This window comes from Zemynaea arenosa (assembly GCF_004614185.1).
Lineage (GTDB): Bacteria > Pseudomonadota > Gammaproteobacteria > Burkholderiales > Burkholderiaceae_D > Telluria > Telluria arenosa.
The window spans coordinates 17,432-40,988 of sequence record NZ_SPVF01000247.1 but is presented as its reverse complement, the minus strand read 5'-3'; the positions used below and the strand labels follow the sequence as shown (position 1 = coordinate 40,988).

23 protein-coding genes and 1 tRNA gene are annotated in these 23,557 nt (G+C 66.2%); 8 read left to right on the top strand and 16 right to left on the bottom strand.

The genetic code is table 11. The features are described 5' to 3' along the window. Window positions 1-54: 54 nt before the first annotated feature. From proB to rplU, 4 genes are all read right to left on the bottom strand, one after another. A complete protein-coding gene (gene proB / locus E4L96_RS19350) occupies window positions 55-1,173 on the bottom strand; it encodes a glutamate 5-kinase (protein ID WP_135208851.1) in 1,119 nt (372 codons plus the stop codon). Window positions 1,174-1,314: 141 nt separating this feature from the next. Beyond that, window positions 1,315-2,424, bottom strand: coding sequence for a GTPase ObgE (obgE, locus tag E4L96_RS19345; RefSeq protein WP_135208850.1), 1,110 nt, complete (start codon window positions 2,422-2,424; stop codon window positions 1,315-1,317). 92 nt (window positions 2,425-2,516) lie between these two features. After that, window positions 2,517-2,789 carry a 50S ribosomal protein L27 gene (gene rpmA / locus E4L96_RS19340; protein WP_135208849.1) on the bottom strand — a complete coding sequence of 91 codons (273 nt, stop codon included), beginning with the start codon at window positions 2,787-2,789 and terminating at the stop codon, window positions 2,517-2,519. A gap of 40 nt (window positions 2,790-2,829) precedes the next feature. After that, window positions 2,830-3,141 (bottom strand): 50S ribosomal protein L21, encoded by a 312-nt coding sequence (gene rplU, locus E4L96_RS19335; RefSeq protein WP_135208848.1) that lies wholly within the window; start codon window positions 3,139-3,141, stop codon window positions 2,830-2,832. Between the two features lie 244 nt (window positions 3,142-3,385). Here rplU and ispB point away from each other — a divergent pair, with 244 nt between their 5' ends. The 3 genes from ispB (at window position 3,386) to E4L96_RS19320 (ending at window position 4,969) form a co-directional block, all read left to right on the top strand. Next, a complete protein-coding gene (gene ispB, locus E4L96_RS19330; RefSeq protein ID WP_181017627.1) occupies window positions 3,386-4,336 on the top strand; it encodes an octaprenyl diphosphate synthase in 951 nt (316 codons plus the stop codon). A gap of 37 nt (window positions 4,337-4,373) precedes the next feature. Beyond that, window positions 4,374-4,450: transfer RNA gene (locus E4L96_RS19325), tRNA-Pro, on the top strand. Window positions 4,451-4,597: 147 nt separating this feature from the next. Further along, window positions 4,598-4,969: a hypothetical protein gene (locus tag E4L96_RS19320; RefSeq protein WP_135208846.1), complete on the top strand. Its 372-nt coding sequence runs from the start codon at window positions 4,598-4,600 to the stop codon at window positions 4,967-4,969. Between the two features lie 55 nt (window positions 4,970-5,024). Here E4L96_RS19320 and E4L96_RS19315 read toward each other — a convergent pair whose 3' ends face one another. The 5 genes from E4L96_RS19315 to E4L96_RS19295 form a co-directional block, all read right to left on the bottom strand. Then, entirely contained in the window at window positions 5,025-5,678 is a 654-nt protein-coding gene (locus E4L96_RS19315; protein WP_135208845.1) for a ricin-type beta-trefoil lectin domain protein, read from the bottom strand. Window positions 5,679-5,732: 54 nt separating this feature from the next. Further along, entirely contained in the window at window positions 5,733-6,143 is a 411-nt protein-coding gene (locus tag E4L96_RS19310) for a hypothetical protein (RefSeq protein WP_135208844.1), read from the bottom strand. A gap of 19 nt (window positions 6,144-6,162) precedes the next feature. Continuing rightward, window positions 6,163-7,038 carry a hypothetical protein gene (locus E4L96_RS19305; protein WP_135208843.1) on the bottom strand — a complete coding sequence of 292 codons (876 nt, stop codon included), beginning with the start codon at window positions 7,036-7,038 and terminating at the stop codon, window positions 6,163-6,165. A gap of 64 nt (window positions 7,039-7,102) precedes the next feature. Then, entirely contained in the window at window positions 7,103-7,777 is a 675-nt protein-coding gene (locus E4L96_RS19300) for a hypothetical protein (protein ID WP_135208842.1), read from the bottom strand. 42 nt (window positions 7,778-7,819) lie between these two features. Then, the gene (locus E4L96_RS19295) at window positions 7,820-8,092 is read right to left on the bottom strand and encodes a TraR/DksA family transcriptional regulator (RefSeq protein ID WP_135208841.1); all 273 of its coding nucleotides are present in this window, start codon (window positions 8,090-8,092) and stop codon (window positions 7,820-7,822) included. 179 nt (window positions 8,093-8,271) lie between these two features. Between E4L96_RS19295 and E4L96_RS19290 the strand changes: the two genes are divergently transcribed. Then, a complete protein-coding gene (locus E4L96_RS19290; RefSeq protein WP_135208840.1) occupies window positions 8,272-8,730 on the top strand; it encodes a hemerythrin family protein in 459 nt (152 codons plus the stop codon). Here the strand turns inward: E4L96_RS19290 and E4L96_RS19285 are convergent. Then, a complete protein-coding gene (locus E4L96_RS19285; RefSeq protein ID WP_135208839.1) occupies window positions 8,678-11,350 on the bottom strand; it encodes a bifunctional acetate--CoA ligase family protein/GNAT family N-acetyltransferase in 2,673 nt (890 codons plus the stop codon). The genes E4L96_RS19290 and E4L96_RS19285 overlap by 53 nt on opposite strands. A gap of 22 nt (window positions 11,351-11,372) precedes the next feature. Next, the gene (locus E4L96_RS19280) at window positions 11,373-12,737 is read right to left on the bottom strand and encodes an MBL fold metallo-hydrolase RNA specificity domain-containing protein (protein WP_135208838.1); all 1,365 of its coding nucleotides are present in this window, start codon (window positions 12,735-12,737) and stop codon (window positions 11,373-11,375) included. Window positions 12,738-12,864: 127 nt separating this feature from the next. Between E4L96_RS19280 and E4L96_RS19275 the strand changes: the two genes are divergently transcribed. Beyond that, the gene (locus tag E4L96_RS19275) at window positions 12,865-15,219 is read left to right on the top strand and encodes a S9 family peptidase (RefSeq protein WP_229414620.1); all 2,355 of its coding nucleotides are present in this window, start codon (window positions 12,865-12,867) and stop codon (window positions 15,217-15,219) included. A gap of 1 nt (window position 15,220) precedes the next feature. Here E4L96_RS19275 and E4L96_RS19270 read toward each other — a convergent pair whose 3' ends face one another. After that, window positions 15,221-16,093, bottom strand: a complete 873-nt coding sequence (locus E4L96_RS19270) for a cupin-like domain-containing protein (RefSeq protein ID WP_307721656.1) — start codon at window positions 16,091-16,093, stop codon at window positions 15,221-15,223. A 1-nt stretch (window position 16,094) separates the two neighbouring features. Continuing rightward, complete coding sequence (locus tag E4L96_RS19265) at window positions 16,095-16,403, bottom strand: hypothetical protein (protein ID WP_135208837.1); 309 nt, start codon at window positions 16,401-16,403, stop codon at window positions 16,095-16,097. A gap of 183 nt (window positions 16,404-16,586) precedes the next feature. On the opposite strand from E4L96_RS19265, the gene E4L96_RS19260 reads away from it, so the two are divergent. Next, window positions 16,587-16,868, top strand: a complete 282-nt coding sequence (locus tag E4L96_RS19260; RefSeq protein ID WP_135208836.1) for a hypothetical protein — start codon at window positions 16,587-16,589, stop codon at window positions 16,866-16,868. Window positions 16,869-17,004: 136 nt separating this feature from the next. Here the strand turns inward: E4L96_RS19260 and E4L96_RS19255 are convergent, their stop codons facing one another. After that, window positions 17,005-18,240, bottom strand: a complete 1,236-nt coding sequence (locus E4L96_RS19255; protein WP_135208835.1) for an ArgE/DapE family deacylase — start codon at window positions 18,238-18,240, stop codon at window positions 17,005-17,007. After that, entirely contained in the window at window positions 18,237-19,448 is a 1,212-nt protein-coding gene (locus E4L96_RS19250) for a urate hydroxylase PuuD (RefSeq protein ID WP_135208834.1), read from the bottom strand. Before E4L96_RS19250 ends, E4L96_RS19255 begins: the two co-directional genes overlap by 4 nt. 121 nt (window positions 19,449-19,569) lie before the next feature. Between E4L96_RS19250 and E4L96_RS19245 the strand changes: the two genes are divergently transcribed. Beyond that, window positions 19,570-20,511, top strand: a complete 942-nt coding sequence (locus E4L96_RS19245; RefSeq protein WP_135208833.1) for a LysR family transcriptional regulator — start codon at window positions 19,570-19,572, stop codon at window positions 20,509-20,511. 54 nt (window positions 20,512-20,565) lie between these two features. Next, a complete protein-coding gene (locus E4L96_RS19240) occupies window positions 20,566-22,317 on the top strand; it encodes an allantoate amidohydrolase (RefSeq protein WP_135208832.1) in 1,752 nt (583 codons plus the stop codon). Here the strand turns inward: E4L96_RS19240 and E4L96_RS19235 are convergent. Further along, the gene (locus E4L96_RS19235) at window positions 22,314-23,555 is read right to left on the bottom strand and encodes a Zn-dependent hydrolase (RefSeq protein ID WP_135208831.1); all 1,242 of its coding nucleotides are present in this window, start codon (window positions 23,553-23,555) and stop codon (window positions 22,314-22,316) included. The genes E4L96_RS19240 and E4L96_RS19235 overlap by 4 nt on opposite strands. Window positions 23,556-23,557 lie beyond the last annotated feature (2 nt).

Below are 23,557 nucleotides of genomic sequence, written 5' to 3'. Positions count from 1 at the left end.
TTGCGGGACTGCCCCGCAGCCCCTTGGACTGCGCGCGCGGGAGAAGATTCAGGTCTACAGCAGGATCAGGTTGTCGCGGTGGATCAGCTCGGGGCCTTCCATGAAGCCAAGGATGGCTTCGATCTCGGAGGACGGCTTGCGCAGGATGAGGCGGGTCTCGCTGCTGGTGTAATTTGTGAGGCCGCGCGCGACCGCAAGGCCGGCTTCGGTCACGCAGGTGATCACGGCGCCGCGCCCGAACTGGCCTTCGACCGCGACCACCCCGATCGGCAGCAGCGATTTCCCCTCGCGTGTGACTTTTTCGATCGCGCCCGCGTCCAGCACCACCTTGCCCGCCGTGTGCAGGTGATCCGCCATCCACTGCTTGCGCGCCTTCTGCTGCGCGGTCTGCGCGGTCAGCTGGGTTCCGATAGCTTCCCCGGCCGCGAGGCGCGTGAGCACCTCATGTTCGCGCCCCCATGCAATCACGGTATGCGCGCCGGAGCCCGCCGCGCGCTTGGCCGCGAGGATCTTGGTGAGCATCCCGCCACGCCCGATGCTGGAGCCTGCGCCACCCGCCATTGCCTCCAGCGCCGGATCGCCCGCCTTGCCTTCCTTGATCAGGTACGCAGCCGGGTCCTTGCGCGGGTCTGCGTTGAACAGGCCATGCTGGTCGGTGAGGATGATCAGCGCATCGGCATCGATCAGGTTCGCCACCAGCGCGCCGAGCGTGTCGTTGTCGCCGAACTTGATCTCGTCCGTGACCACGGTGTCGTTCTCGTTGATGATCGGGACCACGCCCAGCCGCAGCAGGGTCGCCAGCGTGGAGCGCGCATTCAGGTAGCGCTCCCGGTCCGCCAGGTCGGCATGCGTGAGCAGCACCTGTGCGGTGCCGATGCCGTGCGCGCGGAAGCTGGTCTCGTAGATTTGCGCGAGACCCATCTGCCCGACGGCCGCACAGGCCTGCAGCTCGTGTACGTCGGTGGGACGCGCCTCGAATCCGAGCCGCAGCATGCCCTCGGCGATGGCACCGGAGCTGACCAGGACGACCTCCTTGCCGAGGCCACGCAATGCGGAGATTTGGGCCGCCCATTTGGCGATGGCGGCATGATCGAGCCCACGTCCTTCGTTGGTGACGAGCGAGGACCCTACCTTGATGATGATGCGGTGTGCGGTGTGGATGACGGACTTCATTGGCGGCTTGGCTTCAGGTGGCATAACCCAGGGAGTGAGTTCTGCGATGAGGCGGCCGCGGTAAGGAGCCAGGCATCGGCAGTCGCGGTGCGCTGCGCGCGCGGCGGATAGCCACGGCACGCACCACACCAGACGACTAGTTTAATCGATAACCTTGAAGCGCGGGTCGTCAGGGTCGATCGAGTTGATGCCGCGGGCTTCTTCCGCCAGCTGGGTCTCGGCGGCGCGCTGCTCGCTGGTGCGCGTCTTTTCCAGATGCTGGTAGATCGCGTTGACCAGCTCCTGCGTGCCTTCGCGCGACAGGGCCGACATCTCGAACACCGGGCCCTTGAAGCCGAAGCGCTTGACGAAATCCTTCACCAGCTTCGCGCGGTCCGCTTCCGGCACCACATCGAGCTTGTTCAGCACCAGCCAGCGCGGCTTGTTGGCCAGCTCCGCGTCGTACTTCTCCAGCTCCTTGACCAGCGCCTTGGCTTCCTTGACCGGATCGGCCGTGCCTTCGAACTGCGCCACGTCCACGATGTGCAGCAGCAGGTTGGTGCGCTGCAGGTGGCGCAGGAACTGGTGGCCCAGGCCCGCACCTTCAGCTGCGCCTTCGATCAGGCCCGGGATATCGGCGATGACGAAGCTCTTCTCATGCGACACGCGCACCACGCCCAGGTTCGGATGCAGTGTCGTGAATGGATAGTCGGCGATCTTCGGGCGCGCGTTGGAGACGGCGGTGATGAAGGTCGACTTGCCCGCATTCGGCATGCCGAGCAGGCCGACGTCGGCCAGCACCTTTAGTTCCAGGCGCAGTTCGCGGTGTTCGCCGTCCTTGCCGTCGGTCTTCTGGCGCGGCGCGCGGTTGGTGGAGGACTTGAAGTGGATGTTGCCCCAGCCGCCCTCGCCGCCCTTGGCCAGCAGCTCCTGCTGGCCGTGCTCGGTCAGGTCGGCGATGATCTCGCCGTTGGTTTCATCGACGATCAGCGTCCCCACCGGCATGCGCAGGAACACGTCCTCCGCGCCCTTGCCATAGCAGTCCGACCCGCGGCCCGGTTCCCCGTTGCCCGCGCGGTGGACCTTGGAAAAGCGGAAGTCGACCAGCGTGTTGATGTTGCGGTCCGCGATGGCCCAGATCGAACCGCCACGGCCACCGTCGCCGCCATCCGGACCGCCGAACGGGCGGAACTTCTCGCGGCAGAACGAGGCGCAGCCGTTGCCGCCGGTGCCAGCGATGACTTCGATGCGTGCTTCGTCGATGAACTTCATATTCTGTACCCTGAAAAGGAAAAAGGCCCTACCGAATGGCAGAGCCTTTCGATGGGAAGGCGCCGGGCGCCTTCACCTGATGCGCGCTGCGCTTACTGCACGGTCGCCGGGGCCGGGACCACGGTCACGTACTTGTGCGACTCCGGGCCCTTGGTCACGAACTTGACCACGCCGTCCACTTTCGCGAACAGGGTGTGGTCCTTGCCGGTACCGACGCCGTCACCAGCGCGCACCGGGGTGCCGCGCTGACGCACGATGATGCCGCCAGCATTGATCGACTGGCCGCCGTAGACCTTCACGCCGAGGCGCTTTGATTCGGAATCGCGGCCGTTGCGGGTAGTACCGCCACCTTTTTTGTGTGCCATTGTATGTGCTCCTTAATACTGGATGGGATCCGTCAGCGGCTTAGCCGTTGATCGACAGGATCTCGAGTTCGGTGTAGTTCTGGCGGTGGCCCTGACGCTTCTGGTAGTGCTTACGACGGCGCATCTTGAAGATACGGACCTTGTCGTGACGACCGTGGGAGACCACTTTCACCAGTACCTTGGCACCTTCAACCAGCGGCGCACCAAACTTGATGGTGTCGCCCGCGCCCACAGCGAGGACTTGATCGATGGTGAGTTCGGAACCAATGTCAGCCGGAATCTGTTCTACTTTAAGTTTTTCGCCAGCGGCAACTTTGTATTGCTTGCCACCGGTTTTTATGACCGCGTACATGGTTGGAAACCTCATTGAAAATTGTTGAACCCCCGGCCAGAAGCCAGGGAACCGCTGATTATACATGGGTTTGGGGGTGGGAGCAACCGGGTACGTACGGGTGTTGCAGTGCGGCGGCGGGGTGGCGCTTAAGTTGTCAATCAGACGATACGCGGGGCGTTGTCGTATAATCGCCGCACTTTAACGTCCAGAGCCAGGTTGTCCTTTGTCTTCCGCCGCTACCCAGTCCGCCCAGAATACCATCATGCAGGCGATTGCCGCCGACATGGAGGCCGTCAATACGGTCATCCGGCAACGCCTCCACTCCGAAGTGGCGCTGGTCAACCAGATTGCGGAATACATTATCAGCGCGGGTGGCAAGCGGCTGCGGCCGGTACTGGTGCTGCTGGTGGCCAACGCCTACGGCTACAAGGGCGTGGCGCATCACGAACTGGCGGCGGTGGTCGAGTTCATCCACACCGCCACCCTGCTGCACGATGACGTGGTGGACGAATCCTCGCTGCGCCGCGGCCGCCAGACGGCCAACGCGCTGTTCGGCAACGCGGCCTCGGTGCTGGTCGGCGACTTCCTGTATTCACGCTCGTTCCAGATGATGGTCAGCCTGGACAACATGCGCATCATGCAGATCCTGTCGGACGCGACCAACGTCATCGCCGAGGGGGAAGTCCTGCAGCTGCTGAACATGCACGACCCGGACGTGAGCCAGGACGCCTATCTGAAGGTGATCCGCTCCAAGACCGCCAAGCTGTTCGAGGCCGCGGCCGAGCTGGGCGCGCTGATCGCGGGCGCCAACGACGCGCAGATCGCGGCGGCCGGCGAGTTCGGGCGCTCGATCGGCACCGCCTTCCAGCTGATCGACGACGTGCTCGACTACGCGGGCGATGCCTCAGAGATCGGCAAGAACGTGGGCGACGACCTGCGCGAAGGGAAGCCGACCCTGCCGCTGATCTACCTGATGGAATATGGCACGCCGGAGCAGCGCGAGCTGGTGCGCACCTGCATCGAGAACGGCGACGAACAGCACTTCGACGCGATCCTGTCCGCCATCACCAGCAGTGGCGCGCTCGACTACACACGCCGCGAAGCCGAGCAGCAGGCGGCCCGCGCCCGCGCTTCCATTGAGGACCTGCCACCCGGCAAATTCAAGGACGCACTGATTCAACTTTGCAAGTTTGCTGTTGACAGAAACCACTAGCAGCAGCTAATATCTTGGACTCGCTGCATGACACCGTCGGGGTGTAGCTTAGCCTGGTAGAGCGCTACGTTCGGGACGTAGAGGCCGGAGGTTCGAATCCTCTCACCCCGACCACGAATTCGTAAAAACGCCCAGTTCACGCTGGGCGTTTTTCATTTCCGCGGCCGGTTTTGCCGCGTCAGACGGGCGTTTGAGGCAACGGAGGGTTTGCCCGACCCGCCGGAACTCGGGCATGATGCTCCCTTTCACTGAGGAGATGACATGGTTCGATTCGCGAAAGCGCTGGCATGCTTCGCCCTGCCCCTGCTGACCTTGAGTGCCTGGGCCCAGGCGGCCCCGCCTGCGTATGGCAAATACGGCTGCGTGTCCTCCAAGTTCAAGGCATCGACCGGCATGTACGAATACACGCCGCGCGGATCGTTCACGCTATCCGCTGGCGGTGCATACAGCTACCTCGGCTTCGAGAAGCCGAGCACCGGCAAGTTCAGCGTCGATGCGGCCACGGGCAAGATCTCGTTCACCGGCGGCTACCTGGACAAGGGCGAGGCCACGCCCATCAAAGGGGACGTCAATCGCTTCTATCTGGTGACCCCTACCCTGCTCGAACACCGCTGGACCTGCGCCCTGAAATAAGGGGCGCAAAAAAGCCCGCACGCCGCGGGCTGGGCCAAGCAGCTTACGCCAGCGCTCAGTTGGCGCCGCCCGGCGCGACCACATTGCCGCCACCGGCCGCGATCACATTCGCGCCGCCCGCGGCGACCGCATTGGCGCCGCCCGCCGCCACGGCATTGGCACCACCGGCCGCGACCACCTGCCCGCTCGCCATGCTGATGACCTGGCCAGGGCTCGCGCCGTTCACCGCGGCGAGGAACTTGGCGCGGAGCGCCGGATTGGAGATGCCCGCCGCGACCGACTGCGCGGGACGCAAGCCCAAGCCGCGCCATTGCTGGTTGCTGCCGCCATTGCACTGCCAGGCCAGCACGCGCGTGCCGGCCGCCTGATTGCCGCGCTCGACGTCCGCGCACCAGCCCAGTTCATTATTCAGTTTGGTTCCGTGCAGCGCCCAGATCTGGCCCTTGTCGCCAATGCGGCAGCCGTCCCAGCGCAGCTGCTTGCCGCCGGTCGCCCCGGTCAGGCACTGGCTACCCTGCTTGATCTGGCCATAGCCTGAGAAGGCGATCGGCGCCTGGCCGCGCCAATCCGCCAGGACCGCGCCCCCACTGCCGTGCAGCAGGTAGCCACCGGACGAAGAGATGTAGGCAATGTCGGCGGCGGCGGCATTCAGGCTGGCGGCGGCGAGAGCGAGCGTCGCGAGGACGCGCACGGCGTGGATATGCGGCATGGTCTTCCTTACGGTGGGGGAAAACGGATCGTTCGCGCCGTCAGCGGCGCGCTCTCAGCTGCCCGCGCGGCGGGTGCAGTAGTCGTAGGCATCGGCCTTCGGCGCGAGGTCGGTATCGACCAGGATGATGACCGGCGCGCCATCGGCCCGCTTGCCAAAATGGGCTTCGAAGCCCTTGCCCAGCGGGCCGCTGGAGAAACTGATCTTGCCGCTGGCGCTGTCGTATGTCATGGCGCCCGGCTTCTTGCCGCCGCTGACCCAGGCGTAGCTGGCCGGGCTGCTGAATTCCACGACCTTGTAGGTGTACCCAGCCTGGTTGTACTGCTGGCGGCACGAATATGTGCCAGCCGCGAACTGTCCGCCGCGCTCCTTGAACACGCTGAACGGTTCGATCTTGGCGGCGGCCGCGGTATTGGCGAGCAGGAGTGCAAAGACGGGCAGGGACAGCAGACGAATGGCTGGCATGAAGTGGCCTGTGGTGGGGTTAAAGGTTGAGCCAGCGGTCGGCGAGCTTCCCGCGTTTTTCGTGGGAGCGGCGGACCTGGGCTTTCTGGTCGTCGCTCAAGGCGGCGGGGTTGCAGGTCTCGTCGCCGTCCATGCAGGCGTTGAAGTTGCGGCGCGAGACGGTTGCCAGGTACTGCTCGCGCACGGCTGGGGCCAGCAGCGCGGGATTGCACTTGTCGGAATAGACGGCGCACGCGTTGTCATTGCGCTGCAGGGCGTAGACCTCGGCCTGCTTGCGTTGCGCGGGCGTCAATTGCTTGAGATCGCAGGTCGAGTGTCCGTTATTGCAGGCGAACAGGTTGCGGTTGACCCGGAACTCGGCGATCTCGCGCTTGTCATCCTCGGTCAGCGCCGCCTTGTTGCAGCTGGCGTAGCCGTTCTTGCAGTCGAACAGGTTGCGCGCTGAGATGGCGCGGGCAATCTCGGCCTTCTGTTCGGCCGTCAGCGCCTTCCGGTCACAGGTCGAGTATTCATTGCGGCAGTTGAAGAAGTTGCGGTGACCCGCGGCCTCCTTCATGCGCTCCTTCTCCGCCGCAGTCAGCAACTGCGGGCGGCAGCTCGGATAGCCGTTGTAGCAATTGAAGACGTTGCGCTGCAAGACCGCCTGGCGCACCTGCTCCTTCTGCTCGGCGTTCAGCAGCGCCGGCTGGCATTCCTTTTCTTCGTTATTGCAGGCGACGAAGTTCCGCAGGGCGTCGGCCTTGGCCACCTCCACCTTTTGCGCGGGCGTGAGCTTGTCGCGGCGGCAGGCGGGGATGCCAGCCTTGCAGGCGGCGAAGTTGTCGTCCACCGCGGCATGCGAGGACAGCGGCAGCAGCGACAGCAGGAATGACAAGGCGGCGATGAAGCGGGTCATGCGAAGGCAATGGCGGCGGAAGCGAATGGCGCTAAGGATAGCCGATTTCAACCGGCCTGGACCATTAGCCCTCGGCCCGCCGCAGCCACGGCCAGGTGAGCGCCGTGGCCACCAGCATCAGGCCCAGCACCAGCAGCACGAACAGCGGTGTGCCGGCCACCACCGGCTCGGCCAGCACGCCCTGCTGCAGGAGCCCGTTCAGGAAGCGCAGCTTGTACGCCCAGATGACCAGCAGGGGCAGCACGCAGAAGCCCGCCACATAGGCGGTACGCCAGCGGTTGCGCAGCGCGCGCCACGCCAGCACGATGGGCGGCCCCGCCAGCAGCAAGGTGATCAGAAGCGCACCCCAGCGCGCGGCACCGGGCGCCAGCGCATCTTGCGTCAGCCGCAGCAGGAAGATCTTTTCATCGCCCCCGCCCATCGCGGCAGTCAGGATGCGCGCAAAAGGCAGCGGGGCGAACACCAGCGCCAGCCCCAGCGAGCGCGTGCCGGCCGCGCGCAGCAGCCACACGCCCAGCCACATCACCAGATAGCTGAACAGCGGGCCCGCCAGCGGCGCGGCCCAGGGCAGCACGTCCGCATTGGCCGCGCAGCTCTCCCAGACGTTGAAGTCGCGCGGCCCGTAGCACCCGGTGATCACCCGGCCAGTGGTGATATGCGCCTGCTCGTGCAGCTCGCTGACCACCCCATTCAGTGCAAAGAACGCGAATATGAACTTCCAGCCCAGTTTCACCTGCACGTTGCCCCCGCCGTCGAAACAGTCGAAGCGGGCATTGTACGGCTAACTCGGCAGTGGCCTGCCGTTTTGGCGCCGCGCCCTGCAGGTCGCACACAGCGTGGTGGTCGGGTCGGCGCGCAGCTGCTCGCACTGGATGTAGCCGCCGCAGTCCACGCAGATGCCGGCCACGCCGTAGTCGATGCGCTTGAGCGCTTCGTCGATCTCGCGCAAGCGCCGCGCGGCGCTGTCGCGCGCGTTCCGCAGCGCCACTTCCAGTTCGAGGATGTCGGCACCGCTCATCCTGTTCATCGCATCCTCCGCCTTCGTCAGTTCCACAGGGGCCTCGGCCAGTGTCGGACGCAAGATTTGCGACAAGTTTGAGATAGATCAAACCTCCCGCGCAGCGCGCCCTGCGGACGGCGCATTTGATACATCTCATTCGGCGCCCGCCCGGCCGCGCCCACACTAGCGCCTCATTGCAGTGCACAAAGCAGCTCGACTGAGGGGAGAACCGCATGCACGCACCAGACCGGCTGGATGCCAGCCACAGCCATTGGACCGCCGCCGCGCCGCGGTCCGCCCGGCCCGACCACACCACCCTGCCCTACGCCATGGCCCGCCTGGCCGCCAGCGAGGACGCCCGTTTTCCATCCGGCTTCGCCGCCCTGGTGGCGGCGCTCGAATACGCCTTTCGCCAGGAGGAGGAGCTGATGGACGACCTCGGCCTGGCCCTGCCCGAGCACCGCGAGCAGCACGCCGCCCTGCTGACGGCCCTGCAGCGCTGCGAACAGCGCGTGGCCGGCGGCGATATCGCGGCCGGCCGCGCCATGCTGCGCCTGGCCTGCGCCTGGTTCACCCTGCACCGCGAGAGCATGGACGCGGCGGTGGACGATGCGCTGCTGCCGGAACCGTTCGGCCCGGTCAGCGCAGCGGGAGGCGCAGCTTCATGGTGTCTCCCTCCGGGCCCGGTGTGACCGCGAAGCCCAGGCTGCGCACCAGCCGCAGCACGCGGGTATTCTGCGGCAGCGCGTCGCCGACGATGGCGCCGGTCCCGCGCGCGCGGCAGTAGGCGATGATCTTCTCCATCAGGATGCGCCCCAGCCCGTGACCCTTCAGCTCCGAGCGCACCGTGACCGCGAATTCGGCCTCCTGGTTGTCCGGGTCCGCCACCGCGCGCACCACGCCCAGCGTTTCAGCCTGCCCATCCGCGCCGATGCGCGTGGCGATGAAGGCCATCTCGCGGTCGTAGTCGATCTGCGTGAAGCGCGCCAGCTGCGCGGGCTGCAGCTCGCGCACGCGCACGAACATCCGGAAGCGCACGTCCTCCTCGGTAAGCGCGGCAAAGAAGCGCACGTGCGCCTCGCCGTCCTCGGGGCGGATCGGGCGCAGGACCAGCGGGGCGCCATCCCAGTCGATCACCTGTTCCAGCTCGTCCGGGTAGGGGCGGATGGCGAGGCGGTCGAAGTCCTCGGCGCCCGCCGCGGCCACGCGCATCCGTGCATCCAGCGCCAGCACGCCATCGCTGTCGGCCAGCAGCGGATTGATGTCCAGCTCCTGCACCTCCGGCAGTTCGGCCACCAGCCGGGAGATCTGTACCAGGGTGGAGATGATAGCGCCCATGTTGGCCGGCGGCCGGTTGCGGTAGCCCGCCAGCAGCCGGGCCACTCGGGTCTGCCCGATCATGTCCGCCGCCAGCACCGCGTTCAGCGGCGGCAGGCCGACCGCGCGGTCGGCCATCACTTCCACCGCCACGCCGCCCTGGCCGAACAGGATCACGGGGCCGAATACCGGATCGGTGGCGGCGCCCACGATCAGTTCATCGGCCTGCGGGCGGCGCACCATGGGCTGCAGCAGGAAGCCATCGAGGCGCGCGCCGGGCCGCGCCTCGGCCGCACGCTGGGCCATGCGGGTGCAGGCCGCGTGCACCGCCTCCGCCGAGTCGAGGTCCAGCATCACGCCGCCGACGTCCGACTTGTGCGTGATATCGGGGGACATGATCTTGGCCACCAGGGGGAAACCAAGTTCGCCCGCCATGCGCGCGGCGTCCTGCGGCGTGGCAGCGTTGCGGCTCGGGACCACCGGCACGCCGTAGGCCGCCAGCACCGCGCTGGCTTCTTCCGCATGCAGCATGGCGCGGCCCTCGGCCAACGCGGCACGGATGATGGCCTGCGCATCGGCGCGCCGCACCGCGGCCTGGCCGCGCAGCGCGGGCGGCACCTGCATCAGCAGTTCCTGGCCGCGGCGGTAGCGCACGATCTGCATGAAGCCATTGATCGCGTCCTCGGGCGTCTCGAAGGTTGGGATGCCGGCGTCGGAGAACGTCCGGCGCGCCTGCGCCACGGCGTTGCCGCCCACCCAGCACGCCAGCACGTTGCGCGATGAGTCCCGGACCAGCGGCACCAGCTGGCGCGCGATCTCCGCACTGTCCACGATGGCGGTGGGCGCATGGATGAACAGGATGGCATCGTTGGCCGGGTCGCGCGCGAGCGCCTGCAGCGCCAGCTTGTAGCGCTCAGGCGGCGCGTCGCCGATGATGTCGACCGGGTTGGCATGCGACCACGTGGGCGGCAGGCCCGCGTCGAGTTCCGCCACGGTGTCCGGCGACAGCGTGGCCAGCTTGCCGCCGGCTTCGATCAGCGCATCGGTCGCCATCACACCGGGGCCACCGCCGTTGGTCATGATGGCGAGACGGCTCCCGGCCAGGGGCCGTGCGCGGGCCAGCGTCTCCACGGCCGCGAACAGGTCTTCCGTGGTAAGCACGCGCAGCATGCCGGCGCGGCGGATGGCGGCGTCGTAGACATTGTCCGCGCCCGCCAGCGCGCCCGTGTGCGAGGCCGCGGCCTTCGCGCCTTCCGCCATCCGGCCGGACTTGAGGATCAGCGTGGGCTTGCTGCGCGCGGCCGCCCGCGCGGCGGACATGAACTTGCGCGCGTGGTGCACGTCTTCCATGTAGAGCAGGATGGCGTCGGTGCCGCCGTCCGTGGCCAGGTAGTCCAGCACATCGCCGAAGTCGACATCGCTGCCATCGCCCAGCGAGATGAAATGCGAGAAGCCGATGCCGCGCGAACCGGCCCAGTCCAGCACGGCCGTCACCAGCGCGCCCGATTGCGACACGAACGCAATGCGGCCCGGCGCCGCGCCCCCGGGCGCGAAGCTGGCATTCAGGCCCAACCCCGGGACCAGCAGGCCGACGCAGTTGGGGCCGAGGATGCGCAGCGTGTAGGGCCGCGCGGCCTCCAGCATGGCCTGGCGCAGCGTGCGGTGGGCGCCATCGAGCGCGCCGAGGCCCGCCGTCAGCACGATGGCGGCGCGCGTACCGGCCCGGCCCAGTTCTTCGATCAGCCCCGGAACGGTGGCCGGTGGCGTGCAAATGACGGCCAGCTCCGGCACCTCGGGCAGGTGCGCGACCCGCGCATGCACGGTGAGCCCGTGCAGCGTGGTGTGCCTGGGATTGACGGGGTAGATGGCGCCGTGGAAGCCGCCCGCCAGCAGGTTGTTCAGCACGGTCGCGCCTACACTGCCGGGCCGGTCCGACGCGCCGATCAGCGCCACGGAGCGCGGCGCGAACAGGTGCTGCAGGTTACGTACGCTCATGCCTGTATCCTCTCCGGTCGTGTCAGTCGTCGAGCGTCACCACGTCGCCGTAGGCCGGCACGCTGACCGGCCAGCGCAGCTCCTCCTCGATCCGCAGGCGCAGCGCGTCGGCCGCATCCGGCTCGCCATGGGTGACAAAAACAGCACGCGGCGGCTGCGCGCAGCCTTGCAGCCACGCCATGATCTCATCCGCGTCCGCATGGGCGGACAGGTTCTCGATCTGCACCACCTGCGCGCGTACCGGCACATATTCGCCGAAGATCTTGATCTGCGGCGCACCGCCGAGCATCGCTGCGCCGCGTGTGCCACCGGCCTGGTAGCCCGCGAACAGGATGGTATTGCGCGGGTCCGGGGCGAATGCCTTCAGGTGGTGCAGGACCCTGCCTCCCGTCGCCATGCCGCTGGCGGCAATGATCACCATCGGCACGCGCCGTTCGTTCAGGCGGCGCGACTCCTCGGGCGAGTTGACGATCTGCGCGGCGTGGCACATCGCATCGCACTCCGCGCCCGCGAGGCGGTGCAGCTCGCGGTGGCGGCGGTAGATGGCGGTGGTGTCCGCGGCCATGGGGCTGTTGAGGTACACGGGCAGGACCTCCGGAATGCGGCCCTGCTGCTTGAGCGCGTGGACATACCACATCAGCGCCTGCGCGCGGCCGACGGCAAAGGATGGGATGATCGTCACCCCGCCGCGCGCGGAAGTGGTGCGGATGATCTCGGCCAGCAGTTCGGCGGGATCGGCCGGATCGTGCCTGCGGTTGCCGTAGGTGGATTCGACCACCAGGTAGTCGGCCGGCTGCAGCGGCGCAGGCGGCAGCAGCACCGGGTCGTGCGGCCGCCCCAGGTCGCCGGAGAACATGATGACGCGGCCGTCCGCGTGCAGGCGGATCGAGGCGGCGCCCAGCATGTGCCCGGCGGGGATGAACTCCACCTGCACGCCTTCCGCCACTTCGGTCAGCCGATGGAACGGGACCGGGTGCAGCTTGCGCAGCGCGGCCAGCGCATCGGCCTCGGTGTACAGCGGCAGTGCGGGGCTGTGCTTCGAATAGCCCTTGCGATTGGCGTAGGCCGCTTCCTCTTCCAGCAGCCTGCCACTGTCCGGCAGCAGCAGGCCGCACAGCTCCTGGGTTGCGGCACTGGTCCAGGCCAGGCCGCGAAAGCCGTCCCGCACCAGCAAGGGCAGGTAGCCGCTGTGGTCCAGGTGCGCATGGGTCAGCACCACCGCGTCGATGCTGGCCGCCTCCACCGGCAGCGGCGCCCAGTTGCGCAGGCGGAGCTGCTTGTAGCCCTGGAACAGGCCGCAGTCGACGAGCACGCGGGCCTGGCTGGTCTCGACCAGATACTTGGACCCGGTCACCGTGCCGGTAGCGCCGAGGAAGTGGATTTTCATCTTGTCTCCTTGAGTTTTCGCACACTATGCGCGGCAAAAATTGCCGCGTAACTGCGATAGATCAAAGCGTTCGGAAAAACCAAGCTAGAATCCCGGCGTCCTCAACTGTAAAAGAGCGAATCGACATATGTATAAGTTCCCGCTGGCCGTCCTCGCGGCCGCTCTCGCGCTGCCGGTGCTGGCTGCGCCGCGCGTCACCCTGGACCAGGCCATGGCCGACCCGGACTGGATCGGCACCCCGGTGGAAGCGGCATGGTGGGGCTGGGACAGCCGCACCGTGTACTTCAAACAGAAACGCATCGGCTCTCCGGTGCGCGACACCTGGAGCGTGACAGGCGGCGCACCGCGGGTGGTCGCAGACAAGGACCTGGCGGGCATCGACAGCGACGACGTGGTCTACAACCGCGAGCACACGCGCGCCATCGTGCTGCGCAACGGCGACCTGTTTGAACGGGACCTGAAGACCGGCGCCCTGACCCAGATCGCGCGTAGCGCCACCGCGCTCTCGGCGCCGCAGTATTCCGCCGATGGCAAAGCGGTGCAGTACCGCAGCGGGAACGACTGGTACAGCTGGAGCCGTGCCGAGCGCCTGAGCGTTCCGGTGGCCCTGCCGCGCGCGTTAAAAGACCCGGCCGCGGCGCCGGACGACGACGCCCTGCGCGACCTGCAGCTGCGCCTCATCGCCACCCTCAAGCGCCAGAAGGACGAGCGCGATGCGCGCCGCCAGCGCAGCGAGGAAGAGCGCAAGGCCGACCCCACCCGCGCTCCCGCGCCGGTCTACCTCGGCGACAAGATCAATATCGACGCCACCGCGCTGTCCCCGGACGGGAAGTACCTGCTGGTGGTGACCGCGCCGAAAGGCAGCGACAAGGGCCGCATCGGCAAGATGCCGCGCTACGTCACCGAATCCGGCTACGAGGAATTCGACGACCAGCGCACCCGCGTCGGCCGCAACATGCCCGCCGCGCATGCGCTCAAGCTGGTCGACCTGGCCACTGGCGCGGTACGCGACCTGGCCTTCGATCCGCTGCCCGGCATCGCCACCGATCCGCTGGCGCAGATGCGCGCTGAACGCAAACTGCCCGCGCTGAAGGGCAACCGCGCAGTGCGCATAGACGACGATGGCGAGGACATTGCCTTCAGCCGCGATGGCAGCCACGCCGCCGTGATCGTGCGCGCCATCGACAACAAGGACCGCTGGATCGCGACGGTCGACCTGAGAGATGCGAAGCTGGTGCCAGCGCATCGCCTGTCCGACGCGGCGTGGGTGAACTCGCGCTTCGGTGAATTCGGCTGGCTGCCCGATAACGCCACGCTGTGGTTCCTGTCCGAGGAAAGCGGCTACTCGCACCTGTACACGCGTGGGGCCGACGGCCAGCAGCGTGCCCTCACGCAGGGCAAGTGGGAAGCCTCGCGCGTGACCTGGTCCGCGGACGGCGCGCGCGCCTGGGTACTCTGCAACCGCGCGGCGCCGGGCACCTACGAGGTCTGCGAGGTCGATGCGAAGACGGCGAACGTGAAGGAAGTGACCACGCTGGAAGGCGTGGAGCGGTTCCGCCTGTCGCCGGACGAGCGCCGTCTGCTGGTCAACTACTCGGCCGCCTACCTGCCCTCGCAGCTGGCGACGGTGCCGAGCCACGGCGGCAGCGCCGTCAAGCTGACGGACACGCGCAGTGCGGACTTCAAGGCGCGCCAATGGATCGCACCCGAGATCGTGGCCGTACCGTCCTCCCATGGCGCCGACCCGGTGTACGGCAAGTTCTATCGCCCGGCCAAGCTGGAAGCGGGCAAGGTCTACCCGATCGTGATGTTCGTGCACGGCGCGGGCTACCTGCAGAACGCGGACAAGCGCTACCCCAACTACTTCCGTGAGCAGATGTTCCACAACCTGCTGGCGGACCAGGGCTACCTGGTGCTGGACCTGGACTACCGCGCCTCCGCGGGCTATGGCCGCAACTGGCGCACCGCCATCTACCGCCAGATGGGCCACCCTGAGCTTGACGACTACATCGACGGCGTGAACTGGCTCGTGAAGAATCACCAGGGCGACGCGAAGAACGTGGGCATCTACGGCGGCAGCTACGGCGGCTTCATGACCTTCATGGCGCTCATGCGGGCTCCGGACGTGTTCAAGTCTGGCGCGGCGCTGCGGCCGGTCACCGACTGGACCACCTACAACCATGAGTACACCGCCAACATCCTGAATACGCCGGACCTGGACCCGGAGGCGTACAAGGTGTCCTCGCCGATCGAGTTCGCGCCCAACCTCAAGGGCCACCTGCTGATCGCGCACGGCATGGTCGATGACAACGTGTTCTACCAGGACTCGGTGCGCATGGCGCAGCGGCTCATCGAACTCAAAAAGGACAACTGGGAACTGGCGAGCTACCCGCTGGAGCGGCACTCGTTCGTCCAGCCGGAGAGCTGGTACGACGAATACCGCCGCATCTACCAGCTGTTCGAGCGCACGCTCAAGCAGTAAGTCAGGGGGCCGTGCCGCGCAGCGCGAACGGCACGCCTCTCGCCCAGCGGTTGGACGACAGCGAAAACGTCAGCGCACGCACCTGGTGGTACCAACCGGCGGGCACGTACAGCAGCTCGCCCGGGTTCACGATCACTTCGACCAGCGCGGCCTCGCGCGCCAGCGGGAAGCGCTCGTAGTCCGGCGCCTCGGGGTCGAACGGCGAACCATACAGCAGCGCACTTGCAGCGCGGGTGTAGAGAAATTCGTCGTGATGCGGCGGCGCCAGGAAGATACGCTTGCTGCCCCACACCTGCGCGAAGATGTTGTCGTCGTAATCGCAATGCAGCGGCGTCACCGTGCCCGCGGGACCGAGCCAGAAGCGCGGGGGACCCAGCTTGTCGAAGAAGGCGGGCCAGTGGCACAGCTGGTTCAATGCGCGCAATTCCAGGTTGCCCAGGTACGGCGGCAGGCCGGGCGAGCCGGCTGAGACCAGCTCCAGGTACTCGGCCATGGACATGTCCTGCATGGCGCGGTCCGGGGCGAACGCCGTGTTCACGTAATCGCCGACCCGCGCGCGCACGGGCAGATTGGCAAAGCGGTCGCCCAGAACCTGCGGCGTGAGGGCTAACAGTGGCCAACGGTCCACCACTCCCGTGATGATGAATGGGAGACCCTGTTCCGCACGGGCGCGCAATGCGGCGGCACCGGGCATGCCGATGCGCGGCACCTCGGACAGCGTCGGGAGCGTGCGGGCGGCGCGCTTGATCGCCTCGCGCATTGCCTCGATCGACGTAACGCCACGAATGCGCGCGTCGCGCTGCTCGCGGGCCTGCTGGCGGGCGGCGGCCTCTTCTTCTGAAACGGGAGCCACTGATGGCAATGGGGGCAGCACGTCAGCGATCCTCGCCAAGGCTGCTTCTTAGCCAATCTCGACCCCGCCCGTCCAGCGCGGCGGCGATCACCTCGGCGGGCAGACTGTAGACCGTGGCCCAGGTGGCGCGGCCATCCGGTGCGTTCGACGGGAAGCTGGTGGTTTCGATGGGCCAGTGATATTTGCGCTTCAACGACCGCACGATGGCGGCCAGCGTCACCCGGCCGCGCAAGGGTTCGGCGCCGGTCTGGTCAGCATTTGACAGCAGGATGGCCAGGACAGCGCCGCGCGCGGTGCGCGGGCCCGGGAACATGGGGGACTTTTTCGGCATGGCGCCATTCTAGCTGGCCGGCTCAGTTATTCGGCAGGCGAATAACACTCATCCGTTTCGTTGCAGTGAAGAAATAGAATTATTCACCGCAGAGATGGAACACATCACAAATCAAAAGTTTTCTTATGTCTCTCGGCTGTTTATACTGCACCGCAACATCGCAGTATTTATCGATAGCCGACCATGACTCTCGCATCCATCTACATCACCCATCACGACGGCGTGCGCCGCCGTTATGAGCTGAGCCTCACGCCGCTGCTGGCTCGCCTGCACAAGCTGGTGTTTGGCGCCCGTACCTCCACCGCCGCTGCTGCAGCACCGGCCGCGCCGATCGCTGCGCCGCAGGCCGCTGTGTCCCCGCGCCAGCTGGCCAAGTCACGCCGCAAGCTGTTCGCGCTGGCCCAGAGCTGCGAAGACGTGTCGCCCAGCCTCTCGGCCGAGCTGCGCCACATCGCATCCCGCTAATCAAATCACGCCGATCAAAAAAGGAGCCAACATGAACTTCGTCGAATTCGTCCCCGTTGCTGTCGCCGTGTGCGGCATGGCTGCCCGTATCGCCCTGTTCTTCCCGCGCCAGAACAAGCGCTCGTAAGACCGAGCCCTAAGCTTTCTCGCCCAGGAAGTCGAGCAGCGTGAGGGCGACCACCTTGGTCGCCTTGCGCAGATCCTCCAGCGCCAGCTTCTCGTCCGCCTTCTTGGCATTCGATTCCGGCACACTGCGCGGCCCCGCGCCGTACAGCACCGCCGGGATCCCCGCCTCGCCGTACAGCCGCGCATCTGCATACAGCGGCGTTCCTTGCGCGGTGATCTCTTCTCCGATGATGTCGCGGCCATGCTGCTGCAGGCTCGCGACGATCTTTTCCTGCCCCGGCAGCGGCCGCAGAGCATGCGACAGCAGCAGGCGGCGGATCTCCACCGTGATGCCCGGCAGGCCCTGCGCCGCATCCTCGATCAGCTTCCGCACATAGGCTTCCACTTCGACCGGGTCCTCTTCCGGGATCATGCGGCGGTCCATCTTCATGACTACCTTCCCCGGCACCACGTTGGTATTCGTACCACCATCGATGCGCCCCACCAGCATGGTCGGCGAATCGATGCCGGGCACCTTGGACTTGATCTTCTCAAGATTGGGCAGGTCGCCGTAGATCGCGTTGAGGATCTTGTTCGCCGCCTGCAGGGCATCGTGGGCGAGATGCGGCATCGCGCCGTGACCCGCCTTGCCGTTCACCGTGATCTCCAGCTGCAGGCAGGCGTTGTGCGCGGTGACGATGTTGTAGCTGAAGCCTGCGGCGATCACGTAATCCGGCTTGGTCAGCTTCTCGCGCAGCAGGTAGCCGGGGCCCAGCAGGCCGCCGAATTCCTCGTCGTACGTGAAGTGGAGCTCCACTCCGCCCTTGAGCGGGATGCCCAGCGCTTCCAGCGCGCGCACCGCAAAGATGAAGGTCGCGAAGTCGCTCTTGGACACCGCGGCCGCGCGGCCGTACAGGTAGCCGTCCTCGATCACCGCGCCGTACGGAGGCTTGGTCCAGCCTTCGCCCGGCGGCACCACGTCTCCATGCGCGTTGAGCGCGATGGTCGGGCCGCCGTCCGCATACGGGCGGCGGATGATCAGGTTGGTGATGCTCTCCATGCCGTAGTCACGCACTTCCTGCTGGGGCACCGCGTGCTTCTCGGCGGTCCAGCCGTAGCTTTCCACCATGCCGGCGATCGCCTCGGCGTGCGGCGTATTGTTCCCCGGCGGCGTGTCGGTCGGGATGCGCACGACCTCCTGCAGGAAGGCCACTTCCTCATCGAAGTGGGCGTCGATCCAGTCGCTCAGTTTTTGTTGGGTGCTCATTGGGTCTTCGCTCCGGACGCGAACCACGCACCGATGGCGGCACGTTCAGCGTCGGTCATGTTGGTCAGGTTCGCAAGCGGCATGGCCTTGAGCTGGACCGCCTGCTGGTAGATCTTCTGCGCATGCTGGCCGATCTGGGCGGGCGTATCGAGCGCCACGCCAAGCGGCGCGGAAGCGAAGCCCGGCTGGGTCGGATGGGCCGAATGGCAGGCCACGCAGCGCTGGGTCACGATCTGCTGGACGTGGGCGAACTGGCCGCCATCCGCGTTCGGCGCGGCTGCCACCGGCGGCTTGGGCGCGATCCACACCGCCAGCGCCACCAGCAGCGCCACGCCGATCGCCGGGTAGCGGTATTCGATGCGGCCCTTGTGCTTCAGGTTGAAGAAGTGGCGAATGAACACGCCTGCCGCCATGATCACTCCCAGCACCGCCCACGCCTGCGCATGGCGATAGGTCATCGCGTAGTGATTCGAGATCATGATGAACAGGACCGGCAGCGTGAAGTAGTTGTTGTGCACACTGCGCTGCTTGGCCTTGAGGCCGTGGACCGGGTCCGGCTTCTGCCCGGCCAGCATGGCATTGACCATCTTGCGCTGGCCCGGAATGATCAGCATGAGCACATTCCCGACCATCATGGAGCCGATCATCGCACCCACGTGGATGTAGGCGGCGCGGCCGCTCAGGTAGTGCGTGAGCACATACGCACTGCCGACCAGGAAGGCCCACATCACCACGCCCATCGCCAGGTCATGCTTGCCGAGGGGGGAGCGGCACAGCAGGTCGTACACCGTCCAGCCGACCACCAGGGAACCAATGCCGATGCCGACCGCCTGCCAGGTCGTGAGGTCCGCTACCGAGCGATCCACCATCATGGCCTGCGCGTTGAAGTAGTAGACGATGGTCAGCAGCGCAAAGCCGGACAGCCAGGTGGAGTAGGCCTCCCATTTGAACCAGTGCAGTTCCTTCGGCAGTTCGGCGGGGGCGACGAGATACTTCTGCGGGTTGTAGAAGCCACCGCCATGCACGGCCCACAGCTCGCCCATCACGCCCTTCTTCGCGAGGTCCGACCCGGCGGCCGGCGGGCGGATGGTGTTATCCAGCCAGACGAAGTAGAACGAGGCGCCGATCCACGCGATGCCGGTGATGATGTGCAGCCAGCGCACGAGGAGGTTCAGCCACTCAAGGCCGTAGGGAAGCAGGTAGTCCATGTGTGTTGCAGCCGAGGGCTACATTTATCTGAATTTATTGAAGATAGCTTGATTACTTATCGGTCAACATGAATAATCGCGTATAACCGACATATTACACAGCTTATACGCTACGCTGCCCATGCCTGCCGCCCTGCCCCAGCATCTGGACATTCACCTGATCCGCATACTCTACCTGCTGCTGGTCGAGAAAAACGTCTCGCGTGTGGCGCTCAAGCTCAATCAGCCGCAGCCCTCCATTTCGGCCTCGCTGCGCAAGCTGCGCGAACTGACCGGCGATCCGCTGCTGGTGCGCGGCGCGCGCGGCATGGTGCCGACCCAACACGGCGAGTCGCTTTTGCGGCCCGCCAAGCGGATCCTCGACGAGACCGAGCTGCTGTTCGTGAAGAAGAAGCCGTTCGAGCCGCAGGAGGAAGCGCGCAGCTTCCATATCGCCGCGCCGGACTATCTCGATAGCCAGTTTCTGCCGAATGTGGTGGCGGCACTGCGGCGCGGGTCGCCGAAGAGCCGCGTGATCATCCACTCGCTGGGGCCGGGCATGGACTACGTGCGCATGCTGTCCGATGGCGATCTCGATCTGGTGATCGCCAACTGGGACGAGCCGCCGCCGCACCTGCACATCTCCAAGCTGTTCGAAGATCCGATCATCTGCTGCATGCGGGCGGACAGTCCGTACGCCAAGCGCACCGCGGCCGATGCGATGACGGTTGAAGACTATCTGAGTTTGCCGCACGTGGCGCCCTCGCAAATGCTGCCGGGGTACCACGGGGTGATCGACTCCTTCCTGGAGCGGCAAGGCTTGCAGCGGAACGTGACGGTGGAGTCGGCGTATTTCGGCTTGATTCCGCATATGCTGACGCAGACGGACCTCGTGCTCACGACAGGCAAGCAGTTCATCGGTTCCTACGAAAAGTCGCTGCCGCTGAAGACGTTCACGGTGCCGGTCAAATTCCCGCCGATGCGCTTCTACCAGCTCTGGCACCAGCGCGTGCACCAGGCCCCCGAACACAAATGGCTGCGCGACCAAGTCACCGCCGCCGCCAAAGCGCTCGTCAAGCGATAGTGCGCATACGAGCGGTCATATAAATCTCTCCACTCCAAGCGCTATCATCCCGCCATGACTACGCTGACCGAACTGAATACCTGCGACACCGAGGCCTTTGTGCAGACGCTGCACGGGATTTATGAGCACTCGCCGTGGATACCGGAGCGCGCGGCGGCGCAGCGGCCGTTTGCGTCGGTGGCGGCGCTGAAGCTGGCGTTGCAGGATGTGGTCACGCGCGCGTCGCTGAGCGAGCAGCTGGGGCTCATTCGCGCGCACCCGGAGCTCGCGGGGAAGGCGGCGATTGCGGGCGAGCTGACGGCGGAATCGACGGGCGAGCAAGCGGCGTCCGGCCTCAATCTGTGCTCGCCGGCGGAATACGACACGCTGCACAAGCTGAATGCGGACTACAACCGCAAATTCGGCTTTCCCTTCATCCTCGCCGTCAAAGGTCCAACCGGGCAAGGACTCACGCGCGCCGAGATCATCGCGACCTTCACACGGCGGCTGAAGAATCAGAAGGCGGACGAGATGGCGGAGTGCCTGCGCCAGATCCACCGCATCGCGGAGATTCGCCTCAATGCGCTGCTCAACGTGGAGCTGGCGTTCGGCCCGCAGATCATGCAGTGGGCCGAAGCGATCGGTGAACTGAGTGAGGAACCGAACGCCCTCACCTGCTCCTACCTGACACCCACACACCGTGCCACTGCTGCGCAACTGGCCGCGTGGATGACGGAAGCGGGCATGGAAACGCACATCGACGATGTCGGCAACGTGGTCGGCCGCTACGCCGCCGCGCAGCCGGATGCGAAGACCCTGATCACCGGATCGCACTACGACACGGTGCGCAACGGCGGCAAGTACGATGGCCGCCTCGGCATCCTGCTGCCCATCGCCATCGCGCGCTACCTGCACCAGACCGGCGAACGCCTGCCCTTCCATCTGGAGGTCATCGGCTTCGCGGAAGAGGAAGGCGTGCGCTTCAAGAGCACCTTCCTGGGCAGTAACGCAGTGACCGGGCGGTTCGACATGGCGCTGCTGGACAACGAGGACGAGCACGGGGTCAGCATCCGCACCGCGCTGGCCACAGCCGGGCATGACGCTGAGCGCATCGCTGCGATCGCGCGGCGGGCCGAGGACGTGCTGGCGTTCGTGGAAGTACACATCGAACAGGGGCCGGTGCTGCTGGAACGCGGACTGCCGCTGGGCGTGGTGACGGCCATCGCGGGCAGCTCGCGCTATCTAGTGGAGCTGACCGGGCTAGCGAGTCACGCAGGCACGACGCCGATGACCATGCGGCGCGATGCCGCGGCAGCGGCGGCTGAGATTCTGCTGGCGGTGGAGAAGCGCTGCAGCGGCGTGCCGTCGCTGGTCGGCACGGTGGGCCAGTTGGAGGTACCCGGTGGTTCGGTCAACGTCATCCCTGGCAGCTGCAAGCTCTCGCTGGACATCCGCGCCGCAGATGACGCGATGCGCTACGCCGCGGTGGCGGACGTGATGACCGCCATCACCGAGATCTGTTCGCGCCGCCGTGTGGAATCGAAGATCGTGCCGATCGTTGACGCGCAGGCCGCGCCGTGCGCGGGCTGGCTAATGGATCAACTGGGCGCCGCCGTCGAACGCGCGGGCGTGCCACGCTTCGACCTGCTCTCCGGCGCCGGCCACGACGCCATGGCCATGGCCGCACTGACCGATGTGGCGATGCTGTTCACCCGCTGCGGCAACGGCGGCATCAGCCACAACCCGCTGGAGACGATGACTGCCGACGACGCCGACCTGGCCGCCGTCGTCCTGCTCGACTTCCTCCGCAGCTTCCGGAAGGCTTAACCGGCGACGACGCCGGCGCGTTCGAGCATGGCGTGGAGTAGGACGTTGCAGCCTGCTTCCAGATGCTCGGACTTCGCGTCCTCGATCTCGTTATGGCTGATGCCGTCCTTGCACGGCACGAAAATCATCCCGGACGGCGCCACGCGCGCCGTGTAGATCGCATCGTGCCCGGCGCCTGACACCACATCCATCGTCGAGTAGCCCAGCTTCTCTGTGGCCTTGCGCACCGCGCCCACACAATCCGGATGGAAGGGGCACGGCGGATAGTAAGACACGCGCTCGATGTCGATCTTCAGCCCAGTCTTCTCGCGCACACCATCGATGAACGCCAGCATATCGTTGTGCATCGTATTGAGAAGCTCATCGTTCACGTTGCGCAGATCGATGGAGAACTTCACCTGCCCTGGAATCACGTTACGGCTGTTCGGGAACACCTGCACCATGCCCACCGTGCCGCGTCCGTACGGCGGATAGCGGTTCGCAATCGCCACCACCTCCTGCATGATCTGCGTTGAGACCTGCAGCGCATCCTTCCGCAGATGCATCGGCGTCGGCCCCGCATGCGCCTCCATTCCGATGACCACGCAGTCGTACCACGAGAGGCCCATCACCGCCGGCACCACGCCGATCACCTTGTCCGCATCCTCCAGCACCGGCCCCTGCTCGATATGCGTCTCGAAGTACGCCCCGATCGGATGCTGCCCCGGCACCTCGGTCCCGAGATAGCCGATCCGCTCCAGCTCCTCGCGCACGGTCTTGCCTTCGACGTCCTTGGCCGCATAGGCATGTTCCAGCGTGAACGCGCCACAGAACACGCCTGACCCCATCATCACCGGCACAAAGCGCGAGCCTTCCTCGTTGGTCCAGAACGCGACTTCGATCGGCGCCTCGGTCTTGATCTTGAGCTCATTCAGCGTACGCACCACCTCGATCCCCGCCAGCACGCCATAGTTGCCATCGAACTTGCCACCGGTCGGCTGCGTATCGATGTGCGACCCGGTCATCACCGGCGGCAGCGCCGGATTCGTGCCCTCGCGCCGCATGAAGACGTTGCCGATCTGGTCGACCGTCACCGTCATCCCCATCTCGCGCGCCCAGCCGGTCACGAGGTCGCGCCCTTGCCGGTCCAGGTCCGTCAGCGTGAGACGCTTGACGCCACCTTTGGGCGTGGCGCCAATTTTTGCCAGCTCCATCAGCGAATCCCACAGCCGCTGGCCATTCACTCGCAATTCGTTCATGG

Coding starts and splice junctions, on each gene's coding strand:
- E4L96_RS19260 (WP_135208836.1), top strand. CDS start 16,587: ATGACTCTCGCATCCATCTACATCACCCATCACGACGGCGTGCGCCGC.
- obgE (WP_135208850.1), bottom strand. CDS start 2,424: ATGAAGTTCATCGACGAAGCACGCATCGAAGTCATCGCTGGCACCGGC.
- E4L96_RS19240 (WP_135208832.1), top strand. CDS start 20,566: ATGACTACGCTGACCGAACTGAATACCTGCGACACCGAGGCCTTTGTG.
- E4L96_RS19315 (WP_135208845.1), bottom strand. CDS start 5,678: ATGCCGCATATCCACGCCGTGCGCGTCCTCGCGACGCTCGCTCTCGCC.
- E4L96_RS19265 (WP_135208837.1), bottom strand. CDS start 16,403: ATGCCGAAAAAGTCCCCCATGTTCCCGGGCCCGCGCACCGCGCGCGGC.
- E4L96_RS19235 (WP_135208831.1), bottom strand. CDS start 23,555: ATGAACGAATTGCGAGTGAATGGCCAGCGGCTGTGGGATTCGCTGATG.
- rplU (WP_135208848.1), bottom strand. CDS start 3,141: ATGTACGCGGTCATAAAAACCGGTGGCAAGCAATACAAAGTTGCCGCT.
- E4L96_RS19290 (WP_135208840.1), top strand. CDS start 8,272: ATGCACGCACCAGACCGGCTGGATGCCAGCCACAGCCATTGGACCGCC.
- E4L96_RS19250 (WP_135208834.1), bottom strand. CDS start 19,448: ATGGACTACCTGCTTCCCTACGGCCTTGAGTGGCTGAACCTCCTCGTG.
- E4L96_RS19280 (WP_135208838.1), bottom strand. CDS start 12,737: ATGAAAATCCACTTCCTCGGCGCTACCGGCACGGTGACCGGGTCCAAG.
- E4L96_RS19255 (WP_135208835.1), bottom strand. CDS start 18,240: ATGAGCACCCAACAAAAACTGAGCGACTGGATCGACGCCCACTTCGAT.
- rpmA (WP_135208849.1), bottom strand. CDS start 2,789: ATGGCACACAAAAAAGGTGGCGGTACTACCCGCAACGGCCGCGATTCC.
- E4L96_RS19245 (WP_135208833.1), top strand. CDS start 19,570: ATGCCTGCCGCCCTGCCCCAGCATCTGGACATTCACCTGATCCGCATA.
- E4L96_RS19305 (WP_135208843.1), bottom strand. CDS start 7,038: ATGACCCGCTTCATCGCCGCCTTGTCATTCCTGCTGTCGCTGCTGCCG.
- E4L96_RS19310 (WP_135208844.1), bottom strand. CDS start 6,143: ATGCCAGCCATTCGTCTGCTGTCCCTGCCCGTCTTTGCACTCCTGCTC.
- E4L96_RS19275 (WP_229414620.1), top strand. CDS start 12,865: ATGTATAAGTTCCCGCTGGCCGTCCTCGCGGCCGCTCTCGCGCTGCCG.
- E4L96_RS19285 (WP_135208839.1), bottom strand. CDS start 11,350: ATGAGCGTACGTAACCTGCAGCACCTGTTCGCGCCGCGCTCCGTGGCG.
- E4L96_RS19320 (WP_135208846.1), top strand. CDS start 4,598: ATGGTTCGATTCGCGAAAGCGCTGGCATGCTTCGCCCTGCCCCTGCTG.
- proB (WP_135208851.1), bottom strand. CDS start 1,173: ATGAAGTCCGTCATCCACACCGCACACCGCATCATCATCAAGGTAGGG.
- ispB (WP_181017627.1), top strand. CDS start 3,386: ATGCAGGCGATTGCCGCCGACATGGAGGCCGTCAATACGGTCATCCGG.